Raw genomic sequence first — 25557 nt, forward strand, 5'->3', positions numbered from 1 at the left:
GAACCACACGTGAACGGAAACGATCAAAACCGATGTTCCGGATTCTCTTCTACCAACCGGAAATACCGCCGAACACGGGCAACGCGATCCGGCTCGCGGCCAACACCGGGTGCCAGCTGCACCTCGTCGAACCGCTCGGGTTCCGGTTCGAGGACAAGCACCTGCGCCGCGCCGGCCTGGACTACCACGACCTCGCCGACGTCCACGTGCACCCGGACCTGGGCAGCGCGTGGAAGGCTCTGCTGCCCGCGCGGGTCTTCGCCTTCAGCGCCGCCGCCACCCGCTGGTACACCGACGTGGCGTACCAGCCGGGCGACGTGCTGCTGTTCGGGCCCGAGTCGACGGGACTGCCGGCGGCGGTGCAGGAGGCCCCCGAGGTCACCGACCGCCTGCGCGTGCCGATGCGCCCCGGCGTCCGTTCCCTGAACCTCGCCAACACCGCCGCCGTGGCGGTGTTCGAGGCGTGGCGTCAGCACGGCTTCACCGACGGCGTCTAACGGTGCTCGGTCACCGGCGCCGTGGACAGCAGGTCGTCCCGGTACTCGGCGGGCAGCTGCTGGACCAGGTCGTCGAACTCGCCCTGGCTCACGCCGGCCTTGAGCGCCGCGACGACTGCGCGGGCGTGCTCGCGCGCACCGTCCTGGGTGCAGCCGCGACCTTCCTCGTCCATCACCCGGCGGTAGAACTCCTCGACACCGAAGCGGGCACCTTCACCGGTCGAGGGCAGTGCCTCCCGGATGCCGCCGGGCAGCTGCCCGGCGAGGTCGCCCGGCTCACCGCCGGCCAGCCGCTGTCCCAGCACGGTCAGCGTCGCCCGGGTGGCGGCCGCGGCGTGCTCGGCGTCCTCCAGACCCGCGGTCCGGCGCACGGCGGCGACGATCTCGTGTTCCTTCATCACACCTCCCGGTGACTCGTTCGTCCCGTGGGGCGCATACCCGGTCGCCGGGGACCTGACACGTCACCCGGCTTCCGGCGGCGGCACGGCGGGCAGCCCCCACGCCTCCCGGAACGCGCTGATCGTCAGCCAGGCGAGCCGGGCGTTCACGGCGAACAGCCGGCGCACCGAGGTCAGCGTGTCGAACGAGGCGTCACCGGCCTCGTCCCGGCCGCGGTCCAGGTCGCGCCGGGTGAAGCCGTCGCCGAAGACCTCCCGAATCGTGCCCAGGTAGTACAGGTATCCCAGGGTCTCCAGCTGGATCCGCCACAACGGGCCCCCGGCGTCGCCGATCGGCGGGTTGCCCGCGGCGCGCAGCAGGACCTGCGCGTCGGCGACCGCGTGCGCCTCGACGTGCCGCACCAGCTCACTGGCCTGCACGTGGTCGTAGGCCTCGCGCGCGACGACGGTGCGCAGCCCGGCGACCTTGCCCGCCAGATCGCCGGCGACCAGCTCGCGGGTGACCTCCCCGAGCGTGCCGCGGGCGGCGGTGACCAGCCGCGCGACGCGGACCAGCTCGCGCGGCAGCCCGCCGGACAGGCAGTGGCACAGGCACACGAACGGTTCGGGCAGCCCGAGCACGCGGGCGCCGAGCACCGCCTGCGCGTCCGGCAGGCTCAGGTACTCCAGCCGGAAGATCATGTCGAAGGCGCTGTCGAAGGCGTCGCGGACCGGCAGCCCGCGCCGTTCGAACGCGGCCAGGGCGTCCTCCGAAACCGACACCAGGAACAGGAACCCGGGCACGTCGAGGGTGAACAGCGCCTTGACCTCGTTGACGAAGTCCTGCGCCTCCTCCGGGGAGAGGATCTTGTCCAGCTCGTCGAGGATGATCACCAGGGACGGTACCGCGATGCCCGGCACCCGCTCGGCGCAGCCGATGGTGGCGCGGAGGAACTCGCCGAAGTCGTGCACGATCTGCGGGTAGCTGCGCGGCTGACGGGTCAGCTCCCGGGACCCGGTGAGCCCGGCTTCGGCGCCGAAGAGCAGCCCGACCTTGCCCGACCAGCCCGACGTGTGCTTCTGCTGGAACTCGATGCCCGCCAGCGTCTCCCGCGCCAGGTCCCGCAACTGCGCGAGATCCTCCGGGGCGCGGGCCGCGGCGGGTGCGGGCGCCGGCGCGAACCGCCACCGCCGGCTCAGGTACAGCACGCTGCCCGCGGCCAGGACGATCACGATCGGCCACCACATCGCCGACATCCAGTCGCCGAAGTCGCGGCGCTGCCCGGCCGCCGCCGCGCCCGCGAAACCGACCACCACCCACACCACGACGATGACCATCAGCGGCACGAACGGCCGCAAGCGGGCCAGGCGCGCCGTCCAGCGCGGTGGCGGGTCGCCGACGCGGTCGTCGCAGAACTCGATCACCGCGGCGCAGGTGCGGCCGAAGAGGTGCAGGACGAAGTCGCGCGCGTCGTAGCGGACCGGCACGCTCTCCAGGAGCGCGATGTGCTGGCGGCCGGGGCCGAGGAACCGGCCGGCCTGGTAGGCCTCCAGCAGCGTGGTCTTGCCCGCGCCGCGCGGGCCGGCGATACCGATCGCGCCGCCGGTGATCCCGCCGGTCAGGGCGCGCAGGCGGGCGAACGCGGCGGTGTCGACCATCCGGTCGCCGGCGCGCATCAGGCCCAGACCGCCGCGGTTGAGCCGCTCCGGCAGCGTGGTGGTGAACGCCGGGTGCACGGCCTCGTTGAGGTGCCGGGTCACGACCGGGCGCACCGCGGCCATCGCCGCGTCCCGCCAGCGGGCCTCGGCGGCCTCGACACCCGAGCGGAGCGCGCGGCGGTTCGCGGTCCACTTCGGGCTGCCGCGCCGGTCCGGGTCCGGCGACCACCGGGCCGGCACCAGCCCGGGCGAGAGCACCAGCGGCGCGGCACCCAGCATGACCAGCAGCGTCACCGCGTCGGCGAGCAGCCACACCTGCCAGTCCGCCCACGGCAGCGGCACCAGCCGCGACAGCAACACGTAGGCGGCCGCCCCCGCCACCACGACGGCCAGCAGGGTGCGCCGGGCGACCGCCCGCGGGATGCGCCGCCCGGGCTCCTCGTCCTTGCCCGCGTCCAGTGTCATCAGCCACACCGTCAGGAACACGAACGCGGCGGCCAGCACGGCCACACACCACACCACCGCCGACCAGATCTTGCCCATCGCCAGCTGGGAGCTGCCACCCAGGCGCCAGATCAGCAGCAGGAGGGTCACGGCCACCGCGATCATCACCGGCCACCCGGCGCCGGCCAGTGCCCGCTGCCCGGTGAACCGCTGCCCCGCCCGCGCCACCGCGAGGTAGGCCCACCGCAGCGCGACACCCGCGACCACCACGACAGCCGCGTAGACCCAGAACACGGCCGGGCCCGCCAGCGGGGTCTGGCCCAGCTGCCAGAACGCGAGCGGGAAGATCAGCCCCAGCCAGGCGGCGAAGCCGACCAGGGCGTGACCGGTGCGGTCCCGCGGCGAGGGCGGCCGCGAAGCCCGCGCGGTGCCGGCCCGTTCGTGGTCGGCGAGGACCCGGCGAGCCAGGCGCAGCGCGGAGATCTGCGGGTTGGTGACGCGCAGGATGTCCTCGCCGTCCCGCAGCGCCCGCGCCCGGACCTCGGCCCGCACCCGCTCCCGGTCGGCCTCGGCGACACCGCGTTCGGACTCGGCGATCTCCGGGGCGGCCAGGGCCTGGTCAACCAGGGCGGGCAGACGGCCGCGCAGCTCCTCGACCAGGTCGTCGGGCGCGGCACGGGTCGCCGGGGGGACGGACGTTTCCGGCAGGGCGGTCATGATCGGGAACTGTATCGGCGCACCCCCGGCGCCGTGCGCGTTTTCCGGATCAGGGCAGGCGCTGACCCACGAACAGGGACGTGCCCGCGGCCGCGACGAGGGCCAGGGTGCCGAGCAGCACCCAGGGGCGGCTGGCGTCGGCCTCCTTCATCTCGTAGCCGATCTGCTCGCCGAGGTCGGCGTAGACCTCCTTGAGCTGCTCGGCCGAGCCCGCCTGGTAGAACTGCCCATCGGACAGCCGCGCGACCTCCTGCAGCGAACCGTCGTCGACGTCCACCGGCACCTCGCGCCCGTCGATCTCGACCGTGCCGTGGCTGGTGCCGAAGGAGATCGTGGAGATCGGCACCCGCTGGTTACGGGCCTCCTGCGCGGCGGTGAACGCCCCGCGCGGCGCGTACAGGTCGTCCGGCACGGTCTGCTTCCCGTCGCTCATCAGCACGATGCGCGCGGGCGGCGGGCCCTCCGCGCCGCCGACGACGGCCGAGAACCCCTGGATCGACTGCAGCGCCGCGAAGATGCCCTCACCGGTGGCGGTGGACTGGGCCAGCTTGAGGTTGTCGATCGCGGTGACCACGCTCTGCCGCTGCGTCGTCGGCGCCACCAGCACCGTCGCCGTGCCGGCGAAGGACACCAGCCCCAGGTTGATGCCCGGGGTGAGGCCCTGCGCGAACTGGGTCGCCGCCTCCTGGGCCGCCTTGATCCGCGACGGCTTGACGTCGGTGGCCTCCATCGACAGCGACACGTCCACCACCAGCATCACCGTGGCGCGGTTGCGCGGCACCTTCTGCTCGGCGGTCGGCCCGGCCAGGCCCACGGTGAGCAGCAGCAGCGACACGATGATCAGCGCCGCCGGCACGTGCCGCGGCCACCCCTGCGAGCGGGGCGCGATGCGGTCGAGCAGCTCCAGGTTGGAAAAACGCATGGTGCGGCGCCGCCGGGCGCGCTGGGCCAGCACGTAGCCGACCACGACCGCGGCGACCACGAACAGCAGCAGGAACCACCACGGCGCGGCGAATCCGGACAGGCTCACGCCGCACCCCCGCTCCACCGCCGCTTGCGGGCCACCACGAACCGCACGGTGTCGGCGATCCAGTCGGAGTCGGTGCGCAGCACCAGGTGCGCCGCGCCCGCCTGGCGCAGGGCCCGCGCCACCTGGTCGCGGTGCGCCTGCGCGGCGGCGGCGAACTCGCGGCGCAGCAGCGCCGAGGCCCGCACCTCGCGTTGCTTGCCGGTCTCCGGGTCGGCCAGCACGATCGTGCCCACCTCGGGCAGGTCGACGTCGCGCGGGTCGATCACCTCGATGCCGATCAGGTCGTGCCGCGCGGACAGCGCCCGCAGCGGGCGCTGCCACTCGGTGCCGCCGAGGAAGTCCGACACCACGACGACGAGCCCGCGCCGGCGCGGCGGGCGGCGCAGCTGTTCGATCATCGCGACGAGGTCGCCGCGGGTGCCCTCGGCGGCGCGCGGCATCTCGGCGATCTTGCGCAGCAGGTTGCGGGCGTGGGCCCGGCCGCCGCGGGCCGGGATGCGCTCGGTCGCGTCGCCGTTGGAGAACACGGCGCCCAGCCGGTTGCCGCCCCCGCCGGTCAGGTGCGCGACGGCCGCGACCGCGCACACGACGAGGTCGCGTTTCTCGCACAGGGCGGTGCCGAAGTCGAGGCTCGCGGACAGGTCCGCCGCCACCCAGGTCTCCAGTTCGCGGTCGGCGACCGTCTCCCGGATGTGCGGCTCGGTGGTGCGCGCGGTGACCGCCCAGTCCATGCGGCGCACGTCGTCGCCCGGCTGGTAGGGCCGCGCCTCCCCCGGCTCCGAACCGGGGCCGGGCACCAGGCCGAGGTGGTTGCCCTGCAGCAGGCCGTCCAGCCGCCGCCGCACTTCGAGCTCGAGCATGCGCAGGCCGGCGTCGAGGCGCTCACCGCGCAGGACGGGCGGCGCCCACGCGGGCCGGGCGCTGCTCTCGCCGGTGTTTCCCGACTTGCCCACTACCGCCCCGGGGTCCCGTTCGGCAGCGGCTGGCCCGGGCCGCCCTGCGGCCGGGCGGACACCTGCGGCAGCGGCACGGTCTGCAGCACGCGGGTGATGATGTGGTCGAGCGGCACGGCGTCGGCCAACGCGTCGTAGGACAGCACGAGCCGGTGGCGCAGGACGTCCGGCACCACGTCGACGACGTCCTGGGGCAGCACGTAGTCCCGGCCGCGGACGAGCGCGAGGGCGCGGGCCGCGGCGATGGTGCCGAGGCTGGCGCGCGGGGAGGCGCCGTAGGACACCCAGCCGGCGACGTCGGTGAGGCCGTGCTCGGCCGGGGTGCGGGTGGCCAGGACCAGGCGCACGACGTAGTCGACCAGGGAGTGGTGCACGAACACCTTCGAGGCGGCCTCCTGCAGCCGGACCAGCTCGGCCGGGCTGAGGACCTCGTGCGGCTCCGGGGGCGTGACGCCCATCCGGTAGATGATCTCGCGCTCCTCCTCCGCGGAGGGGTAGTCGACGATGATCTTGAACAGGAACCGGTCGCGCTGCGCCTCGGGCAGCGGGTAGACGCCCTCGTTCTCGATCGGGTTCTGGGTGGCCAGCACGAGGAACGGGTCGGGCATCGGGAAGGTCTTGCCGCCGATCGAGACGTGCCGCTCGGCCATGACCTCGAGCATCGCGGACTGCACCTTGGCGGGCGCGCGGTTGATCTCGTCGGCGAGGACGAAGTTCGCGACCACCGGGCCGAGCTCGACGTCGAACTTCTCGCTGCCCTGCCGGTAGATGCGCGTGCCGAGGATGTCGGCGGGCACCAGGTCGGGGGTGAACTGCACGCGCGAGAACGAACCGCCGACCACGCGGGCGAGGGTCTCGACCGCGAGGGTCTTGGCGACGCCGGGCACGCCTTCCAGGAGGAGGTGACCCTTGGCCAGCAGACCCACCAGGAGCCGTTCGACGAGCCGGTCCTGCCCGACGATCACCCGCTTGACCTCGAACACGGTCCGCTCGAGCAGCTGGGCGTCCCGCGCCGGGGTCGCGGACTGCTGTTGCCCGTTCGCGCCCTCCGGGTAGCCGGGCTCGGTCACGATTCCCTCCTCGCTCGCGTCGACCTTGCGCTGCGACCGTACTAGCCGGCCGGGCACGGGAGGTCGCCACGGTAGTCAACTCGCTCAGCGGTGTGACGGCTGTGAACTCCACCCCCGGCGGTCCGGATCGTGCGGGGTGACGACGGCGCCGTCGCGTGGCCCGGCCAGGCGGTGCAGGTCCTCGGGCGTGTCGACGTCGGCGCACTCCCCCGGCGCGGCCGGAAGTCCGGCCACGACGAGGTGCCCGAGGACGCGCCGCAGCGCGGCACCGTGCGGGTCGGCGGGGAGCGCGCGGCGGAGGCTCGCGGTGCGCCAGACGCCGATGAGCCACTGCCGGCGGCCGTCCTCGTCGACGAGGACGGCACCGTCGGCACCGTCGGCACCGGACGTGGCCGCGCGCAGTCGCTCCACAGTGGACGGTGCGAGGCCGGCGAGATCGCCGGCCAGCACGGCGACGAGCGGTGTGTGAACGTGCCGGAGACCCGCGGCCAGCGCGGCGACCGGCCCGCCACCGGGCGGATCCTCCCGGGCCCACACCACCCCGGCGATGCCGTCCCGCTCCGGCCCGACCACGACAACCGGCGCGGCGCCGGCGACCGCGGCCAGCACGCGGTGCAGCAACGGCATCCCGCCGACGTCGAGCATGGGCTTGTCCACACCGGACAGGCGGCGCGCGGAACCCCCCGCCAGCACGACGGCGGCCAACTCGCTCACCGGCCCAGGCTAGCCCCGCCCGGCGGCACGCCGCGGACACCGGGAATCACCTTCCACAACATTACGCAAACATCCCTACCAACGAGCTGTTATGGTAAGAACATGGTCAAACAGCTCTACTCGGCGGAAGAGGTCGCCGAGCAGCTCGGACTCCACGTGCGCACCGTGCGCGGCTACGTCCGCGACGGACGGCTGCGCGCGGTCCGCATCGGCAAGCAGTACCGCATCACGCGCGAGGACCTCGAGGCGTTCGTCGGAGCACCGGTGACCGACCCGCCCGCGGCCCGCCGGAACCGGCACGTCGACGTCTCCAGCATCGTCGAGATCGACGCGGTCGCCCCGGAGACCGCGCACCGCGTCAGCACCCTCCTCACCGCCGTCCGCACCGGGCCGGGCGACCAGCCGCTGCACGTGAAGACCGCCTACGACGAGGCGCGGGGGCGCATGAAGGTGATCGTCCTCGGCGGCCTGGCCGACACCAAGCACGTGCTCGACCACCTGCAGGCGCTGCTGGAGTCGTGATCTTCAAGACCGACGAGGGCAGACGGGAGATCCTGCGCCGCTACCAGGAGACCCTCGCGCAGTGGCCCGTCCCGGCCGAGCACCTGCGCGTGCCGAGCGGCGAGGGCGACACCTTCGTCCTCCGCTGTGGCCCCGGGGACGCGCCGCCGCTGGTGCTGTTCCACGGCTCCGGCTCGAACGCCGCCATGTGGCTGGGCGACGTCGCGGCCTGGGCCCGGCACTTCCGCGTCCACGCGGTCGACCTGATCGGCGAACCCGGCCTGTCCGCCCCGTCCCGCCCGCCCCTGGATTCCGCGGCGCACGCGCGGTGGCTGGACGACGTCCTGGACCACCTCGGCCTCGATCGCGCCGCGATCGTGGGCGCCTCCCTCGGCGGATGGCTGGCGCTGGACTACGCGACCCGCCGGCCGGACCGGGTCACGAAGCTCGCACTGCTGTGCCCGGGCGGCGTCGGCCGCCAGAAGGCCGGTTTCCTCGTCAAGGCCCTGTTCTACCAACCGTTCGGCCGCTGGGGCACGTACCGGTCGATCAAGGCGGTCGCGGGCGTCGACGCGCGGCTCACCCCGGAGGTCGCCGACTACCTCGCGCTGACGTTCACGCACTTCCGGCCCCGCCGCGACCGGCTGCCGGTGTTCCCCGACGAGGCCCTGCGGCGGCTCACCATGCCGGTGCTGGCGATCGTCGGCGGTCGGGACGCGATCTTCGACTCCCACGCCACCGCCGAACGCCTTCGCCGCACGGCGCCGCGGGCCGATGTCGTCCTGCTGCCCGACGTCGCGCACTCGATCCCCGGCCAGACCCAGCCGGTTCTGGACTTCCTGCGACGCTAGCCGACCAGGCGCGTCGCGAACGGCAGGATGTCGCCGTAGCGCACCGGGGTCACCCGCACGACCATGCCGGACTGCGGCGCCTCGATCATCATCCCGTTGCCCAGGTAGAGCGCCACGTGGTGGATGCCGTCGCGACCCCAGAACAGCATGTCGCCACGGCGCATCTGCGCCAGCGGCACGCGGCGGCCCGAGGTGTACTGGTAGCCGCTGTAATGCGGCAGCGACGCGACCCCGGCGAAGGCGTAGATCATCAGCCCGGAGCAGTCGAACCCGACCTTGCGGTAGTCACCGTAGGCGTCGGCGACCCCGCCGTCCCGGATGCCCCGCGTCGGGCCGCCGGCGTTGCCGCCGCCCCACGCGTAGGGCATCCCGAGCTGCGCCATCGCCCGCGCGATGACCCGTTCGATGACCTGGGAGGACGAACCCGAGACCGCCGGCGCGGACGGCCGGTCGTGCCCGCCGCCACCGCCACCGCCGCTCGAGGAGTTCGCGGCCGCCAGTGCCGCCTGCCGCGCCTGTTCCTCGTCGTCGCGCTGCTTCTGCGCGAGCCAGTCGTCGTAGCGCTGCCGCTGGCCCTGCAGCCCGCTGACCCGCTGTTGCGCCTGGAACAGCTGCTGCTCGACGGTCGTCTTGTTCGCCTGCAGCTGCGCGGTCTGCGCGGCCTGGTTCTGCTGGGCCTGGACCGCCGCGGCCTGCGCGCCGTCGGCGGTGATCTTCGCCTGGGCGGCGCGGTCCTGCGCCTGCTGGGCGAGCTGCAGGGCCTGGCGCGCCGCCGCGTCCTTGTTGGACTTGTCGGTCTGGGCCTGCTGCATCATCTCCAGCGCGTTGAGCTGGCTGCCGCTGACGGCCTCGAGCAGCTGCGCGCGGGCGAGCAAGTCCTTCGGGCTGGACGCGCCCATGTAGGCCGAGATCGACCCGATGGTGCTGCCCTGCTGGTAACTGCTGGAGATGAACGCGTCGAGGTTGGCGCGGGCGGTGTCGATCTGGGCCTGCGCCGCGTCGGCCTCGCGCTTGGCCGCGTCGGCGTCGCGCTGCGCCTGGTCGGCCGCGTCCTGCGCGGTCTGCAGGTCGACCAGCGCCTTGTTGGCCTCCTCCATCCGCAGCTCGACCGTGCTCTGCAGCTCGTCCAGCCGCGACTCGGCCTCGGCGAGCTGGTTGGTGAGCTGCCCGACCTCGCCGGCCTTGGCGTCGGCCTCACGCCGGCTCGCGCTGATCTCGGAGTCGCTCGGGTTGGGCGGTGGCGGCGGCGTCGCGGCCGCCGGACCGGTCGCGATCGTCACGACGACGAGCGCCAGCGCGCCGATCCCCACCCAGCGGCGCGCCCTCCGGCCCTGGTCACCCACGCCCTCGACTCCCTCCAGGCAGACTTCCCCACTGCACCGAGGACTGTGCCACCGCAGTCACTCCCAGACCAGGTGTCACACGCTGCACATCCGAAACTTTCACCCCAACCGGGGATCCATCGGGCCCTCCGGCGCGTCGGAGGGGGCATGAACAGAGCCCGGATCGGCCCCCTCGTCGCGGCGCTGGGGGTCGCCCTGGTGGTGGCGGGGACGTTCCTGCCGTGGTTCCGGTCGGGGTCGGTGAGCCGGAGCAGCTACGCGGCCGCCGGGCTGGCCGACCGCCTGGCGCTGCTCGACGACCCGCTGGCGGGCACCGCGCTGCGCGCGTGGGTGGCGGTTCCGGCGCTGGCCGCGGTGTGCCTGGTGCTGCTCCTGTCCGGGCTGCCGCGCACCGGCGCAACGTTGACGGCACTTCTGGCGATTACCGGGGGAACCGTCGCGCTGCTCGCCACCGTCCAAGGGAGCGGAACCACGGGCGTGGTCGCCGTCTCCCCGAGCGGACCGGTGACCACGCTGTGCGGCTCCGCCCTCGCGCTGGCCGGCGCGGTCGGCACCTTCGTCACGGCGAGAGCAGGTAGGACACGGTGAGCATGCCACCGCAGGACGGCCAGTGGCCGTACCAGCAGAACCAGTACCCGCAACACCAGCAGCAGCCCTATCCGCAGCAGCAGTACCCCGGCCAGTACGGGCCGCCGCAGCAGCAGTGGACCCAGCCCTACCAGCAGGTACCGCCCCGGCCGCCGAAGCGGCGCAACCGCGGTCTGATCATCGGGCTGGTCGTCGCGCTGGTCCTGCTGCTGGGCGGCGGCGGGACGTGGTTCGCGCTGTCGCAGCGGGACTCCGTGGCCTCCGGCGCGGCCACACCCACCGAGGCGGCGCAGAACCTCGCGAAGGCGCTGAGCGGCAACGACGTCGTGGGCATGGTCGGCGCGCTCGCCCCGGCCGAGGCCAAGCTGCTCACCGAGCCGATCGGGCAGACCACCGACGAGCTCAAGCGCCTGGGCATCCTCAAGGCCGACGCCGACCCGAAGACCCTCACCGGCCTGCAGGTCAAGGCGGAGAACCTGGTCTTCGACGAGGCCGGGGCCGAGCGGGTCAACGACCACCTCACGATCACCAAGCTCACCGGCGGCACGATCACGGTGACCGGCGACCCCTCGAAGCTGCCGCTGGCGGATCGCTTCCGCGACCTGATGCCCGCGGACGAGGGCCCGCAAACCGAGACGATCGACATCGCCGACGAGGTCCGCGACTCCGGTGAGCCGATCCGCATCGCCACCGTCAAGGTCGACGGCGACTGGTACCCGAGCCTGCTCTACACGATCGCCGACTACGCCCTGCAGGACGAGCACGAGCCCTGGCCCACCACCTCGATCCCGGCTCGCGGCGCGAGCAGCCCGAACGAGGCGGTCAAGCAGCTGGTGCAGGCGGCACTCGACGAGGACGTGACGCGCGTGATCGAGCTGCTGCCGCCCGACGAGATGGCGGTCCTGCACGACGCGGGCCCGGCGCTGGTGGCCGCCGCCCGCGAGGACTCCGAGCCCAGCGGCGCGAAGCTGACCGACCTGCGCACCGAGACCAGCGCGGTCCCCGGCGGTACGCGCGCCACGATCACGCACGTCGAGTTCACCGACCCCAGCGGTGGGACGTACTCGGTCACCAAGAACGGCGACTGCTACGACGCCACCGGCGAGGGCCGCACGGAGCACCTGTGCGCCGACTACCTCGCGGACAACATCGAGAACGAGATCGGCTCGTCGGTGCCGGAGGAGGTCACGACCGTGCTGCAGCACCTGTCCACCGGTGTGCTGGACCAGGGGCTGGGCGTGGTCACCACCGAGGTCGGCGGCCTGCACTACGTCAGCCCGCTGCGCACCTTCAACGAACTGGGCCTGACCGTGCTGCGCAGCCTGCAGCCGGGGGACATCGACGCGCTGCTGCGGCTCGCCGAGTAGTCCCGGAGCCGGCCGGCGACGACGGCGCCCGCGACCCCACCGGTCGCGGGCGCCGTTTTCGCGTTCGGCCCACGTCACACCGCGCCCGCGGCGGGTCGCGTTGAACTCAAAAAAGGACAAGCGTACTGTTTGCCGTGTGGGAGCCTGCGCGCATCCCCGCGTCTGCGGGCGCGAGCCGTGTGCGCCAGACTCGCGATGACAACCCGAACCGAACTGACGGCGACGACCCTGCCCAGGGAGTTAGACGTGACCGCACCAGCCAGCAAGGACAGCTTCGGCGCCCGCGACACCTTGAAGGTCGGTGACGCCTCGTACGAGGTGTTCCGCCTGGACAAGGTCTCCGGCTCCGAGAAGCTGCCCTACAGCCTGAAGATCCTGCTCGAGAACCTCCTGCGCACGGAGGACGGCGCCAACATCACCGCCGACCACATCCGCGCGCTGGGCAACTGGGACCCGACCGCCGACCCGTCGATCGAGATCCAGTTCACCCCGGCCCGCGTGATCATGCAGGACTTCACCGGTGTCCCCTGTGTGGTCGACCTCGCGACCATGCGCGAGGCCGTGACCGACCTCGGCGGCGACCCGGACAAGGTCAACCCGCTCGCCCCGGCCGAGCTGGTCATCGACCACTCGGTGATCATCGACGTGTTCGGCCGCGCCGACGCCTTCGAGCGCAACGTCGAGATCGAGTACGAGCGCAACCGCGAGCGCTACCAGTTCCTGCGCTGGGGCCAGGGCGCCTTCGACGAGTTCAAGGTCGTCCCGCCGGGCACCGGCATCGTGCACCAGGTCAACATCGAGCACCTGGCCCGCACCGTCATGGCCCGGGGCGGCCAGGCCTACCCCGACTCGTGCGTCGGCACCGACTCCCACACCACGATGGTCAACGGCCTGGGCGTGCTGGGCTGGGGCGTCGGCGGCATCGAGGCCGAGGCCGCCATGCTCGGCCAGCCGGTGTCGATGCTGATCCCGCGCGTGGTCGGCTTCAAGCTGACCGGTGAGATCCCGGCCGGCGTGACCGCCACCGACGTGGTGCTGACGATCACCGAGATGCTGCGCCGCCACGGTGTGGTCGGCAAGTTCGTCGAGTTCTACGGCGAGAGCGTGGCCCAGGTTCCGCTCGCCAACCGCGCCACCATCGGCAACATGAGCCCGGAGTTCGGCTCGACCGCGGCGATCTTCCCGATCGACGACGAGACGATCCGCTACCTCAAGCTGACCGGCCGGTCCGCCGAGCAGGTCGCGCTGGTCGAGGCCTACGCCAAGGAGCAGGGCCTGTGGCACGACCCGAGCCGCGAGGCGTCCTACTCCGAGTACCTGGAGCTGGACCTGTCGACGGTGGTGCCCTCGATCGCCGGACCGAAGCGCCCGCAGGACCGCATCGAGCTGTCCGACGCGAAGTCGGCGTTCCGCAAGTCGGTGCACGACTACGTCGAGGAGCAGCACCCGACGCCGCACACCAAGGTCGACGAGAAGGTCGAGGAGTCCTTCCCGGCCAGTGACGCGCCGAGCCTGTCCTTCGCCGACGAGGACGCCGTCCCGGCCGTGGCCTCCGCCGCCAACGGCGCCTCGGGCCGCCCGTCCAAGCCGGTCACGGTGCGCTCGGCCGACCGCGGCGAGTTCGTGCTCGACCACGGCGCCGTGGTGATCGCCTCGATCACCTCGTGCACCAACACCTCCAACCCGTCGGTCATGCTGGGCGCCGCCCTGCTGGCCCGCAACGCGGTGGAGAAGGGCCTGTCGGTCAAGCCGTGGGTCAAGACGTCGATGGCGCCGGGCTCGCAGGTCGTCACCGACTACTACGAGAAGGCCGGCCTGTGGCCGTACCTGGAGAAGCTGGGCTACCACCTGGTCGGCTACGGCTGCACCACCTGCATCGGCAACTCCGGTCCGCTGCCCGAGGAGATCTCGGCCGCGGTGCAGGAGAACGACCTGACCGTGGTGTCGGTGCTGTCCGGCAACCGGAACTTCGAGGGCCGGATCAACCCGGACGTCAAGATGAACTACCTGGCGTCGCCGCCGCTGGTCATCGCCTACGCGCTGGCCGGCACGATGGACTTCGACTTCGAGACCCAGCCGCTCGGCCAGGACGGCGACGGCAACGACGTCTTCCTGCGCGACATCTGGCCCTCGCCGCAGGAGATCCAGCAGACCATCGACTCGGCGATCACGCAGGAGATGTTCTCCAAGGACTACGCCGACGTGTTCGACGGTGGTGAGCGCTGGAAGTCGCTGCCCACCCCGGAGGGCAAGACGTTCGCGTGGGACCCGGAGTCGACCTACGTGCGCAAGCCCCCGTACTTCGAGGGCATGCAGGCCGACCCGGAGCCGGTCACCGACATCAAGGGTGCCCGGGTGCTGGCCAAGCTGGGCGACTCGGTGACCACCGACCACATCTCCCCCGCCGGTGCCATCAAGGCGGACTCGCCGGCCGGCAAGTACCTGGCCGAGCACGGTGTGGACCGCAAGGACTTCAACTCCTACGGCTCCCGGCGCGGCAACCACGAGGTGATGATCCGCGGCACGTTCGCCAACATCCGGCTGCGCAACCAGCTGCTGGACGACGTGCAGGGCGGCTACACGCGCGACTTCACGCAGGAGGGCGCGCCGCAGGCGTTCATCTACGACGCCGCGCAGAACTACGCGAAGGCCGGCATCCCGCTGGTCGTGCTGGGCGGCAAGGAGTACGGCTCGGGTTCGTCGCGGGACTGGGCCGCCAAGGGCACCCGGCTGCTCGGGGTGCGCGCCGTGATCGCCGAGTCGTTCGAGCGGATCCACCGGTCGAACCTGATCGGCATGGGTGTCATCCCGCTGCAGTTCCCCGAGGGCGAGTCGGCCTCGTCGCTGGGGCTGGACGGCACCGAGACGTTCGACTTCGAGGGCATCACCAAGCTCAACGACGGTGAGACCCCGCGGACGATCAAGGTGACCGCCACGAAGGAGAACGGCGACAAGGTCTCCTTCGACGCGGTGGTCCGGATCGACACCCCGGGTGAGGCGGACTACTACCGCAACGGCGGCATCCTGCAGTACGTGCTGCGCAAGATGACCCGCGCCTGACGGTTCCGGACGAAAGCGCCGCGAGCCCCACGGGCTCGCGGCGCTTTTCGTTGGTAGGTCCGCGGCACGAGCCGCCGGTCAGAGCAGCGACTGGCGGACACGCCCCGCCGTATAGGTCGTTATACGGACTAGTGCCCGTGGTCGCCGGCCACGGCGCCGCTCACCGGGTCGAGCGTGACCGCCTTGGCCTTCGGACCGTGGAAGTCGAACAGGTTGTCCATCGTCCCGGCGCGGGTGTCGTAGGAACCGCCGCCGATGGTCCCGGTCGACCAGTTGTCCTCGATGAACTTCAGGATCGAGGTCTGGTCGGTGCGGGTGTGGTCGACGTAGTTCTCCTTGGCGTACGGCGAGATCACCAGCAGCGGCAGGCGCGGGCCGTACCCGCACCGGTCGGCGCCGCCGAGCCGGTTCGGCACGCCGGTGCAGATCGCGGAGTCCTGCGCGGCGTCGGACGACCCGTTGACCAGCGCGCTGACGTGGTCGTACCAGCCGTCGGAGTCGTCGTAGGCGAGCACGATCGCCGTCGAGTTCCACTCCTTGGACCGCTGGATCTTGTTGATCTCGTCCACCACGAACCGCTGCTCGTCGAGCGGGTCGGAGTTCGCCGCGTGCGCGTCCTGGTAGGCCGGGGCCTTGAGGAAGCTCACCGCGGGCATGCTGCCCGCCTGGAGCGCGGTGTCGAAGTCGGTGATGTCGTACTGGTGGTTGGCCTGGTCGGTCTGCCCGATCGCGGCGGGCGAGCTCGGCGGCAGGTGCTTCTCGTTGGCCGTCGACCGGTAGTACTGGAACGGCTCGTGGTGCGGGCTGTAGTCGGTGACGGTGACACCGCCGATGTTCTGGTGCGTCTGCCCGCACACCGCGTAGCCGCCCGCTTCGCCGGTGGGCCGGAACCCGCCCTGGAACCAGCCCCAGGTGACGCCGCGCGCGTTGAGCAGGTCACCGATGTTGGGGCCCTGCGCCTCGGCCAGGTTCGACGCGGCCTTGTGGTTGTTGTCGGAGCAGTCGTCGAAGGCGGGGTCGGGGTCGGCGATCACGGTGCCCAGCCCGGACGAGTCCGGCGAGACCGCGACGGAGGTGTCGGTGACCGGGTCGTGGGTCACCGAGGTGACCGGCTGGACGCCGTGGGTCTGGCCGGAGATCAGGTTGATCGCGCCGGGCGTCGACGGGCCGAACGTGGTGTTGAACGAGTTGTCGCTCATCGCGTAGTGCTGGGCGTAGTTCCACATCGCGGTGACCGTGTTGCCGTCGTAGTAGTCCATCACCAGGCCCGGCTCGCCGAACAGGATCGGCTGGCCGGTGCAGGTGTCCCTGCCGGTGTACTCGACGAACTTGTCCATGGCGCCGTTGTCGAACGCCTTCTGCTCGGCGCCGTAGCCGTGGTTCTGGTCGCAGGTCAGCGCCTGGTCCGGGCTCAGCCGCTTGGGGTTGTAGGCGTTGGGGTTGGCGGTCAGCAGCTGCGGCGACAGGCCGTCGACGGCCGGGGTGTTCCGGGCCGCCTGGAAGGGAGTTCCGTCGGTGTTGGCCGCGTGCGGGTAGGTGCCGAAGTAGTGGTCGAAGGAGATGTTCTCGCCGAAGATGACGACGACGTGCTTGATGGGTGTGGCGGTGTGCAGGCCGCCGGCCGGTTTGAGCGGCAGCGGCTGCGCCTGCGCGCCGCCCACCGCGGTGCTGACCGCGATCGCGACGCCGGCCGCGGTGACCAGCGCTCCCGCGCCGAGCAGCAGCGGTTTCCGCCGTCTCCGGGTGAACCTGGTGTCCACTGTGTCCTCCTGTGTGGTGGGAACCGGTCAGGCCAGCAGGGCCCGTCCGAAGTGGTCGCCTGGCCCGGTGACCCCGGGCAGGGCGAAGAAGTAGCCGCCGCCGAACGGCGAGATGTAGTCGGTCAGCGGTTCGTCGATCAGCCGCGTCTGCACGGCCTCGAACTGCCGCAGCGGGTCCTGCTGGTAGCAGGTGAAGATCAGGCCCATGTCGAGGTTGCCGTTGCCGTCGATACCGCGGTCGTAGTTGTAGGAGCGGCGCAGGATGCGGCTGCGGTCGGTGCCGGGGGTCCGCGGGTTGGCCAGCCGGATGTGGCTGGTCAGCGGGACCGCGGCGCCGGCCGGGTCGAGGGCGTAGTCCGGCTCGTCGTCCTCGCGGGAACCGTCCAGCGGCGCGCCCGAGTCGCGGCGGCGGCCGAAGATGTTCTCCTGTTCCGACAGCGAGACGCGGTCCCAGAACTCCACGAGCATCCGGATCAGGCGGATCACCTGGTAGCTGCCGCCCGCGGTCCACGCCGGTTCACCGCCGCCGGCCCAGACGAGTCCGGCCATTTCCGCGGGGTCGCCGGTGTCGGGATTGGCGGTGCCGTCCTTGAAACCCATCAGGTTGCGGGGCGTGCCGGAGGGCCGGGGCGGCGAGGTGAAGCCGGAGATCCGCCACCGCGGCTGCATCCCGCCGCGGGTGGCGCGGGCGAGGTCGCGGAGGGCGTGCAGCACGGTGTCGGCGTTGCCGGCGGTCAGCACCAGGCTGAGGTCGCCGTGGCACTGGGCGGGGTCGAGGGCGTCGTTGGGGAACATCCGCATCGGCGTCAGCCGTGCGGGTTTGCGGTCGGCGAGGCCGTAGCGGTCGTCGAACAACGACGCGCCGACGCCGACGGTGACGGTGAGCCGGTCGGCCGGGACGACGGGCCCACCGACGCCGGAGTCCGAGGGCGGACCGCTGATGCCGACGGTGTCCGGCGTGCCGCCGGCGGTCAGGAACCGGGCCCGGCCGGTGAGGGCCTGGAACAGTTCGGTGAGCTCGGCGCGGGTTTCGGCGATGACGTCGAAGGAGGCGACGACGGCCTGCCGGGCGCTCGGGAGCAGGATGCCGGCCTGGTGCGCGCCGTGGAACGGGACCGGGCCGTCGTCCTGCGCGGTCGCGGACGCGGCGAGCCCGGCGGTGGCTGCGGCGACCCCGGCACCCGCGATCGCGCCGCGCAGGAACGACCGCCGGGCGACGCTCACGACGTCCTCCGCGGCGCGGTGATGGCCGCGATGGGGGCGAGCTGTTCGGTCAGCTCGGCGACGGCGCCGTTGACGCGTTCGCGCTGGGCGGTCGTGAGCTGGGCGACCGGGACCCACGAGCCGTCGCGACGCTGTCCGGTGTGGAGCACCGTGCGGACGCGGGCGATCTGGGCGTCCACGTCGGACAGGGCAGGCATCCGGGTGGACAGCAGCGGCCGCAGGACGTCGAGGACGGCGACGGTGCCGTCGAGGTTGGCCAGTGTGGTCGCCAGGCCGGTGCCGCTGCCGTAGTCGGTGTGGCCGGTGAGTTCGGACTGCAGTGCGTTCTCCATGATCTCGTGGGCGCGCAGGCCCAGGTCGTGCTGGTCGATCTGGGTGTCCGGAAAGGACTCCCGGAGCCGGTGGACGGCGTCGTCGAGCTGCCGGGCCACGGCGGTGAGGGCGGCGGCCGGCTCGTCGTGCCAGAGGCCGTATTCGAGGCGGTGGAAGCCGGTGAAGCCCGGGTCGGCGATGCCGCCCGGGAGGCCGTCCGCGGTGCCGTTGATGGCGGAGTCCGCGTCGCCGAACGCGCCGTAGGCCGCGCCGAGCCGTTCGTAGGTGAGGTGGGCGGCCAGCCAGGCGGCGCGGGCGGCATCCCGGTTCCCGGTGCCGACGGCGGTGGCGAGGGCGTCGGTCTGCGCGGTGAGCGTGTCGAGGCCGGCGGTGGTGGCGTCGTGGTAGGCCTTGGCCGGGGCGATGAGGTCGGCGTAGGTGACCGGGATGACGGCCGGTGCCCGGCGGGCGGTGCCGCCGGTGAGGTGGACGACCGGGCCGGTGACTGCGTCGGCGTCGTCGGGGAGGCAGCGCAGGGCGTAGTCGCCGGCGTCGAGGGTGACGTCGAGCGCGCGGGTGGCCCCGGCGCCGAGGCCTTCCACCTCGCCGAAGACGGCGCCGGTGGCCGGGTCGACGACCTCGGCCTCGGCGATGACGGCCCCGGTGTTGCGCAGCAGGAGCGTCTGCGGCCCGGCCGGCGAGGGGCTCCAGCCGTGCCCGCAGGCGGACGCGGACACCTCGACGACGGTCTCCGGGGCGGCCGCGGGTCTCCCCCACAGCCACCAGCCGGCGCCGCCCAGAACCACCAGGGCGACCACCCCTGCGACGACCCAGCGCGACACGCCTCTCCTCACCCGGACGGTGGATCTTTGCCGAGCGGAGCGTAGGCACGACGGGTTCCGGCCCCGGTCCGATTTGCACGGTCCCGTCGAACGTTCACCGAGTGTTCGGGCGAGGTTTCGCCCAGATGAGCGAAAATGGGATATCGACACCTTTTCCACCGGCCGGCCCGGCCGCGTGCGGCTAGTTGTGGCGCCCTGTGAGGTTGTCCGCGCGGGTGAAGCGCTGAGCGGCACCGATCTCGGTGGCTCCGGCGCGGAAGGCGCGAGGGCGGCGGCAGGCCAGAGCGTTGTCGGTCATGACCCCTTCGACGGCCGGGATGCCGTGGGTGGCGAACACGGCGGCGGAGGAGGTCGGCGCAGGCGGCCGCGGTTTCTCGGGGTGGATCTCGGCGGGTGGGCGTGGTGTGCGGCCGGCTGGGCCGATCGGCCAGCCCGGCCCGGCCCTCCCCCCTGAACCGCGCACACCTTCACCCCACACGGAGGGCTTCCTCATGATCAACCGGACGCGCCGACCACACCGTCAACAACGCCCAGGGGCCACTACAGCTAGCGGCGGGTGAGCAGGAAGATCGGCAGCTCGCGGCCCGCGGCGAGGCGTTCCATCTCGTAGCCGGGCCAGAACTCGAGCAGGCGCTGCCACATTCGGTCGTAGTCCGCGCCCTTGACCGGCTGGGCGGTGACCGGGATTTCGCGGCCGCGCACGGCGACGCACGCGTCGGCGTGGGCGCGCAGGTTGTAGGTCCACCCCGGGTCGCGCGGGCGGCCCCAGTTCGAGCCCACCAGCACGAAGCCGTCCTGGTACGGGAAGTACAGCAGGTTCGTGCTGCGCGGCAGCCCGCTCTTGCGCCCGACCGTGGTCAGCCGCAGCGACGGCAGGCCCGCGATCCCCACCAGGCTCACCCGCCCGCCGAACAGGTGGTGCAGCCGCTTGTCGGACCAGATGATGACCTTGGCGAGCTTCATCAGCCACGGCCGGGTGCCCAGCCTGCGGGCCAGGAGGGGGAGCGGGTTCTTCACGAACCCCATTGGACCACCAGCCCGCTCCCCGCCCCGCCCAGGCCGTGCTGCGGTGCCGCTCACCCCACCTGGCTGACCGCCCGCGCCAGCGACACCCCGAACCGCCCCGCCGCATCGGTCCACCAGCGCTCCACCGCGAACCCGGCGTCGGCCATCTCCGCCGACACCCCGTCACGGCGGAACTTCGCCGAGATCTCCGTCCGGATGTACTCGCCGGCCTCGAACGACACCTCCATGCCCGCCCCCGGGATCGACACGCGCACCGCCTCGGGCGCGCGCAGCCGCATCTCGATCCACTCGTGGTCGGCGTCCCAGTGGGCCACGTGCTCGAAGGCGTCCGGGTCGAAGTCCGCACCCAGTACCTCGTTGATCACCCGCAGCACGTTGCGGTTGAACGCGGCCGTCACGCCGGCCGCGTCGTCGTAGGCGCGGACCAGCGTGCCGGCGTCCTTGACCAGGTCGGTGCCCAGCAGGAACCACTCGCCACCGGCCAGCACGTCCCGCACCGAGCGCAGGAACTTGCCGCGGTCGGCGGGCAGGAAGTTGCCGATCGTCCCGCCGAGGAACGCCACCAGCCGCGGCGGCTCGCCGGGCAGCAGGCCCAGGTGCTCGGTGAAGTCGCCGACCACACCCCGCACGTCCAGGCCGGGGTAGCCCGCCCGGATGGCCTCGACCGCCTCCGCCAGCGCCGACTCCGACACGTCCAGCGGGACGAACGTGCGCAGGCTCCCGTGGTCGCGCAGACCGTCGAGCAGCAGCCGGGTCTTCTCGCTCGACCCCGACCCGAGTTCCACCAGCGTGTGCGCGCCGGTGATCCGCGCGATCTCGCCGGCCTCCCGCGCGAGCACCTCGCGCTCCGACCGGGTCGGGTAGTACTCGGGCAGCGCGGTGATGTCTTCGAACAGCCTGCTGCCCGCCGCGTCGTAGAACCACTTGGACGGCAGCCACTTCTGCTCGGCCGACAGCCCCACCCGCACGTCCGCGCGCAGCGCTTCGGCCACGTCCACGGCGCTGCGGTGGATGTCCAGCTCGGACTCGGTCATGACACGACACTCCGATCGGCGTTGAGGGCGACGAGTTCGACGGCGCCGTGCCGGGCGGCCACCAGGTGCCGGTCCGGCACCTCCGACCAGCCCGGCGCGTCGTCGAGCGGTTCGGACGCGAAGAGGACGGCCTCGCCCTCGACCCGCGCCCACAGCGAGTGGGTCCAGGCCGTTCCGATGAGGACGGTCCCGTCGGTGAGCAGGAAGTTCAGCCGGGAACCGGGCGCGGCGCGCTCCACCCGGGTGATCAGGTCGGTGACGGCCGCGGCCGGCTCCTCCCCCGCGCGCAGCCGGTCGAGCAGCAACGCCCACAGCACGGCCGAATCGGTCGGCGCCGGCAGGGTCATCAGGTCGGTGACCGGCAGCTTGCCGGCGAGCTCGGCGAGGCTGTCCGGCCAGCCGCGCACCAGCCCGTTGTGGCTGAACAGCCACCGGCCACCGGTGAACGGCGCGCACGCGCCCTCGCCCGACGGCATCCCCGTGGTGCCGTTGCGCACCGCCGCGACGAACGCGCCGCTGCGGACCGACCGCGCCAGGCGCGGCAGGTCGGCGTCGCTCCACAGTGGAGCCGGACGCCGGTAGCGCACCGGCTCCGGCTCCCCGTCGTACCAGCCCAGCCCGAAGCCGTCGGCGTTCACCACGCCACCGCCGCGCATGTCGCGCGGTGCGTAGGTCTGGCGCAGCAACGAGTGCGGCGCCTCGAACAGCGGGTCCGCCGGCGTGCGCGGCGGACCCAGGTAACCGAGGTGGCGGCACATCTCAGGCCCGCTCACCCGGTGCGGCGTCGCGCGCGCACCGGAAGCCGGAGAAGATCTGCCGCCGGATCGGGTAGTCCCAGTTGCGGAACGTGCCGCGGATCGCGGCCGCGTCGGTGCCGAACGAGCCGCCGCGCAGCACCTTGTACTCCGGCCCGAAGAACACCTCCGAGTACTCGCGGTAGGGGAACGCGCGGAAGCCCGGGTACCCGGCGAAGTCGGTGCTGGTCCACTCCCACACGTCACCGATCAGCTGGTGCACCCCGAACGCCGAGGCGCCCTTCGGGTAGGCGCCGGCCGGGGCCGGCGAGAGGTGCCGCTGGCCGAGGTTGGCGTGCTCGGGCGTCGGGTCGTCGTTGCCCCACGGGTAGCGGCGGGACTCCCCCGTCGCCGGGTCGAAGCGGGCCGCCTTCTCCCACTCCGCCTCGGTGGGCAGCCGCTTGCCCGCCCACGCCGCGTAGGCCTCGGCCTCGTAGAACGAGACGTGCACGACCGGCTGGTCCACCGGGACGGGCTCGTGGACCCCGAACCGGACCCGCCACCAGCCGTCTCGCTCCCGGCGCCAGAACCGGGGCGCGGTGATGTCGTGCGCGCTGCGGTACTCCCAGCCCGCCGCGCTCCACCACTCCCGCCGGTCGTAGCCTCCGGACTCGAGGAACTCCAGGTACGCGCCGTTGGTGACCGGCACCGTGTCCAGGACGAACGCGTCCACCTCGACCTCGTGGGCCGGGCGCTCGTTGTCCAGCGCCCACGGCTCCAGCGACGTCCCCATCACGAACGAGCCCGCCGGGATGAACACCTCGCCCGGCAACTCCCCGGACCGGGCGGGCGGCGGCTCCGGCGCGTGCAGCACCGGGTCGCCCTGGCGCAGCTGGTGCGTGGCCAGCATGGTCTCGTCGTGCTGCTGCTCGTGCTGGGTGATCATGCCGAAGGCGAACCCGGCCTCGGTGAGCGGCCTGCCCGTCATCGGCGCGCGCTCCAGGACGTCGAACGCCTTGGCCCGCACTTCGGCCACGTACGCCCGCGCCTCGGCCGGGCCGAGCAACGGCAGCGACGGACGCGACGCGCGCGGGTGCTGGAAGGCGTCGTAGAGGTCGTCGATGTCGGGCCGCAGCGGCTCCCGGCCGCCCACGTCCCGCACCAGCCACAGCTCCTCCTGGCTGCCGATGTGCGCGAGGTCCCAGACCAGCGGTGACATCAGCTTCGAGTGCTGGCGCACCAGGTCGTCGTCGTCGACTACGCCGGTGAGCACCGTGCTGCGGGCCCGCGCCCGCTCCAGTGCCTCCGCCGCGCGGGAGCGCAGGCCCTCGGCGGGCAGGTCGCGCAGCGGGTTCGGCGCTTCGGTCGGTGAAGTGGGTGACACGTCGGTCATCTCATCCCCTCCCGGCGTGCGCGAGCCGCTGCACGCCTTCGCTGATCTGGTTGACGGTCTCCTCGGCCAGTCCGGTGCGGACCAGCTCGGCGCACCCGAGGTCGGCGACCGCGCGCGCCACCGCGGCGATCCGCGCGTCGGCCATGCCGGCGCGCGCGGCGCGCTCCCACTCGCCCGCGACCGGGGCGCACAGCTCGCGCACCCGGTCCACTGTGGACGGCCGGTCGAGCAGGGCGCTCAGCAGCGCCACCGGGTGCATCCAACGCTCCCGCGGCTGGGCGTCGAGGTAGCGGACCTCCAGGTAGCCGTGCGGCCGCACCGGGGTGAACATCGTGGTCAGGTGGTAGTCGAGATCGGCCAGCGTCGGAGGGCCCAGGACCCGGCCGGCGCCGCGGCCCGCCGCCCAGTCCGCGAAGGTCAGGTCCGGCGGCGCGTCCCACGGCCCGTCGCCGCGCCGCACGACCATGAGCGGGGTGTCCATGACCCGGCGCGCCCAGCTCGCGACCGGGTCGTCGTCGCACGCGGCGGCCGACGTCCGGCAGGTCTCGGTGTTCATCACCGCGAGCCACCGGGCCGACGCCGCGCCGGTGTCCCGGCCCGCGTGCCGGGGCGAGTTGGCGAACAGGGCCAGCAGGGGCGGCCCGAGTGCGTGCACCGCGGCCCACCGCGCGGCGAACTGGCCCGCTACCCCGGCGTCGACGCAGATCTGCAGGCCCGCGGTGCTGCACATCATCGTGACGCCACCGGTGCCCATCGGGGCGAACCGGCGTTCCATCGCCGCGTAGCGCGGGGTGCCCAGCAGCCGGGCGGGCGGGCGGTGGGCGTCGATGCCGTCGTCACGCAGGACGAACCCGTGGCGGGCGAGGAGACCGGAGAGGTACGACAGATCGGCGGCGACCACCGCGGCGAGATCGCGGAGCGAGGCCTGGGGCAGGGCGGAGATCTCGACCTGGCCGCCGGGTTCGAGAGTCAGGGGGGAGCCCGCCGGCAACGGCACGGCCGGGCTGTCGGGACGGAGGGTGCGCGGGGTGTGCGGACCGAGCGCACGGGCGAGGTCTTCGGCTTCGAGTGGTCTTCGCAGGTCTTCGGCGTAGTGCACGGTGTATTCGAGTTCCACGCCGAGCAGGCGCGGCGGGCCGTGCTTGAAGCACACGGACGCCACGTACGCCTCACCCTCGGCGCGGTCCGAGACCACCTTCGCCGCCACCGCCCCACCGGGGGCTGGGGACATGGGCCGGGCCGCTGTCATGTCGTGTCCAATCGCCGGGATCACTTGCTTTCGGACGCTACACGCGGGTACCGACAATTTCAGGTGTCCCGGCGGCCGTTCCGGCACGGCGCAAAAACCCGATCCTTGCAGTAAGTACGTACGGTTTGCGAGGCCCGGGCTCCGGATGTCAGGATCTAGCCATGCCCCGGGTCAGCCAGGACCACCTCGAAGCACGCAGGCGCCAGATCCTCGACGGGTCCCGTGTCTGTTTCGCCCGGTACGGCTACGAGGGTGCCACGGTGCGGCGGCTGGAGGAAGCCACCGGGCTCTCCCGCGGCGCGATCTTCCACCACTTCCGCGACAAGGAGTCCCTGTTCCTCGCCCTCGCGGAGGAGGACGCCGCGCGCATGGCCGACGTCGTCGCCGAACAGGGTCTGGTGCAGGTGATGCGCGACCTGCTCACCGAGGGCAGCGACCACCCCGCGGACTGGCTGGGCACCCGGCTGGAGGTCTCCCGGCGGCTGCGCACCGACCCGGAGTTCCGCGGCCGCTGGGCCGAGCGCTCGCAGCAGCTGACCGCCGCCACCCGCCAGCGCCTGCTGTGGCAGCGCCGGGCCGGCAACCTCCGCGACGACGTGGACGTCGACGTCCTCACCGCCTACCTGGAGCTGGTCCTGGAAGGACTGGTCTCGCACCTGGCGATGGGCCTGCCCGGCGACGACCTCGGCCCGGTGCTCGACCTCGTCGAGGAGAGCGTGCGCCGCCACCGGGCGCGCGCCGCCGTCGACTCCTGACACGCTCACCAGCGGCGACACCCTGGCCCGCCCGCGCGGGCAGGTATCATGGCGCAC

Annotated in this window: 22 protein-coding genes; 7 read left to right on the top strand and 15 right to left on the bottom strand. The window is 72.8% G+C overall.

Translation table 11 applies throughout. From position 1 onward, the window contains the following. Positions 1-32: 32 nt before the first annotated feature. Positions 33-497 (top strand): tRNA (cytidine(34)-2'-O)-methyltransferase, encoded by a 465-nt coding sequence (locus FB470_RS28905; protein WP_306996564.1) that lies wholly within the window; start codon positions 33-35, stop codon positions 495-497. Here the strand turns inward: FB470_RS28905 and FB470_RS28910 are convergent. From FB470_RS28910 to mobA, 6 genes are all read right to left on the bottom strand, one after another. Continuing rightward, complete coding sequence (locus FB470_RS28910; protein ID WP_306996565.1) at positions 494-895, bottom strand: DUF2267 domain-containing protein; 402 nt, start codon at positions 893-895, stop codon at positions 494-496. The genes FB470_RS28905 and FB470_RS28910 overlap by 4 nt on opposite strands. Before the next feature lie 63 nt (positions 896-958). Further along, positions 959-3694 (bottom strand): transcriptional regulator, encoded by a 2736-nt coding sequence (locus FB470_RS28915; protein WP_306996566.1) that lies wholly within the window; start codon positions 3692-3694, stop codon positions 959-961. Between the two features lie 49 nt (positions 3695-3743). Continuing rightward, positions 3744-4724, bottom strand: coding sequence for a VWA domain-containing protein (locus tag FB470_RS28920; RefSeq protein WP_306996567.1), 981 nt, complete (start codon positions 4722-4724; stop codon positions 3744-3746). Further along, positions 4721-5677, bottom strand: coding sequence for a DUF58 domain-containing protein (locus tag FB470_RS28925; RefSeq protein ID WP_306996568.1), 957 nt, complete (start codon positions 5675-5677; stop codon positions 4721-4723). The genes FB470_RS28920 and FB470_RS28925 overlap by 4 nt, the downstream gene beginning before the upstream one ends. Continuing rightward, positions 5677-6747 carry an AAA family ATPase gene (locus FB470_RS28930; RefSeq protein WP_306996569.1) on the bottom strand — a complete coding sequence of 357 codons (1071 nt, stop codon included), beginning with the start codon at positions 6745-6747 and terminating at the stop codon, positions 5677-5679. Before FB470_RS28930 ends, FB470_RS28925 begins: the two co-directional genes overlap by 1 nt. Positions 6748-6831: 84 nt before the next feature. Then, positions 6832-7392 (bottom strand): molybdenum cofactor guanylyltransferase, encoded by a 561-nt coding sequence (gene mobA, locus FB470_RS28935; RefSeq protein WP_306999525.1) that lies wholly within the window; start codon positions 7390-7392, stop codon positions 6832-6834. A 171-nt stretch (positions 7393-7563) separates the two neighbouring features. Between mobA and FB470_RS28940 the strand changes: the two genes are divergently transcribed. Together FB470_RS28940 and FB470_RS28945 are read left to right on the top strand one after the other, a co-directional pair. Continuing rightward, positions 7564-7983: a helix-turn-helix domain-containing protein gene (locus tag FB470_RS28940; RefSeq protein WP_306996570.1), complete on the top strand. Its 420-nt coding sequence runs from the start codon at positions 7564-7566 to the stop codon at positions 7981-7983. Further along, positions 7980-8813 carry an alpha/beta fold hydrolase gene (locus FB470_RS28945; RefSeq protein WP_306996571.1) on the top strand — a complete coding sequence of 278 codons (834 nt, stop codon included), beginning with the start codon at positions 7980-7982 and terminating at the stop codon, positions 8811-8813. Before FB470_RS28940 ends, FB470_RS28945 begins: the two co-directional genes overlap by 4 nt. Here FB470_RS28945 and FB470_RS28950 read toward each other — a convergent pair. Further along, positions 8810-10156 (bottom strand): NlpC/P60 family protein, encoded by a 1347-nt coding sequence (locus FB470_RS28950; RefSeq protein ID WP_306996572.1) that lies wholly within the window; start codon positions 10154-10156, stop codon positions 8810-8812. The two genes, FB470_RS28945 and FB470_RS28950, sit on opposite strands and share 4 nt — an antisense overlap. Positions 10157-10303: 147 nt before the next feature. On the opposite strand from FB470_RS28950, the gene FB470_RS28955 reads away from it, so the two are divergent. From FB470_RS28955 to FB470_RS28965, 3 genes are all read left to right on the top strand, one after another. Continuing rightward, positions 10304-10744: a hypothetical protein gene (locus FB470_RS28955; RefSeq protein ID WP_306996573.1), complete on the top strand. Its 441-nt coding sequence runs from the start codon at positions 10304-10306 to the stop codon at positions 10742-10744. Positions 10745-10746: 2 nt separating this feature from the next. Then, positions 10747-12111, top strand: coding sequence for a flagellar basal body protein FliL (locus FB470_RS28960; protein ID WP_306999527.1), 1365 nt, complete (start codon positions 10747-10749; stop codon positions 12109-12111). Positions 12112-12357: 246 nt separating this feature from the next. Next, positions 12358-15171 (top strand): aconitate hydratase, encoded by a 2814-nt coding sequence (locus FB470_RS28965; protein WP_306996574.1) that lies wholly within the window; start codon positions 12358-12360, stop codon positions 15169-15171. 128 nt (positions 15172-15299) lie between these two features. Here FB470_RS28965 and FB470_RS28970 read toward each other — a convergent pair whose 3' ends face one another. The 8 genes from FB470_RS28970 to FB470_RS29005 form a co-directional block, all read right to left on the bottom strand. Next, the gene (locus FB470_RS28970) at positions 15300-16931 is read right to left on the bottom strand and encodes a phospholipase C (RefSeq protein WP_306996575.1); all 1632 of its coding nucleotides are present in this window, start codon (positions 16929-16931) and stop codon (positions 15300-15302) included. Between the two features lie 27 nt (positions 16932-16958). After that, complete coding sequence (gene efeB / locus FB470_RS28975; protein WP_306996576.1) at positions 16959-18155, bottom strand: iron uptake transporter deferrochelatase/peroxidase subunit; 1197 nt, start codon at positions 18153-18155, stop codon at positions 16959-16961. Further along, positions 18152-19309 (bottom strand): peptidase M75 family protein, encoded by a 1158-nt coding sequence (locus FB470_RS28980; RefSeq protein ID WP_306996577.1) that lies wholly within the window; start codon positions 19307-19309, stop codon positions 18152-18154. Before FB470_RS28980 ends, efeB begins: the two co-directional genes overlap by 4 nt. A 546-nt stretch (positions 19310-19855) precedes the next feature. Next, a complete protein-coding gene (locus tag FB470_RS28985; protein WP_306996578.1) occupies positions 19856-20326 on the bottom strand; it encodes a nitroreductase family deazaflavin-dependent oxidoreductase in 471 nt (156 codons plus the stop codon). Positions 20327-20385: 59 nt separating this feature from the next. Then, entirely contained in the window at positions 20386-21369 is a 984-nt protein-coding gene (gene egtD / locus FB470_RS28990; protein WP_306996579.1) for an L-histidine N(alpha)-methyltransferase, read from the bottom strand. Next, on the bottom strand, positions 21366-22127 hold the full coding sequence (gene egtC, locus FB470_RS28995) for an ergothioneine biosynthesis protein EgtC (protein WP_306999529.1): 762 nt from the start codon (positions 22125-22127) through the stop codon (positions 21366-21368). Before egtC ends, egtD begins: the two co-directional genes overlap by 4 nt. Position 22128: 1 nt before the next feature. After that, positions 22129-23496 (bottom strand): ergothioneine biosynthesis protein EgtB, encoded by a 1368-nt coding sequence (gene egtB / locus FB470_RS29000; RefSeq protein WP_306996580.1) that lies wholly within the window; start codon positions 23494-23496, stop codon positions 22129-22131. A 1-nt stretch (position 23497) separates the two neighbouring features. Next, complete coding sequence (locus FB470_RS29005; RefSeq protein ID WP_370876599.1) at positions 23498-24745, bottom strand: glutamate-cysteine ligase family protein; 1248 nt, start codon at positions 24743-24745, stop codon at positions 23498-23500. A 161-nt stretch (positions 24746-24906) separates the two neighbouring features. Here FB470_RS29005 and FB470_RS29010 point away from each other — a divergent pair, with 161 nt between their 5' ends. Beyond that, a complete protein-coding gene (locus tag FB470_RS29010) occupies positions 24907-25500 on the top strand; it encodes a TetR/AcrR family transcriptional regulator (protein ID WP_306996582.1) in 594 nt (197 codons plus the stop codon). Positions 25501-25557 lie beyond the last annotated feature (57 nt).

The sequence above is a fragment of the Amycolatopsis thermophila genome (genome assembly GCF_030814215.1).
Lineage (GTDB): Bacteria > Actinomycetota > Actinomycetes > Mycobacteriales > Pseudonocardiaceae > Amycolatopsis_E > Amycolatopsis_E thermophila.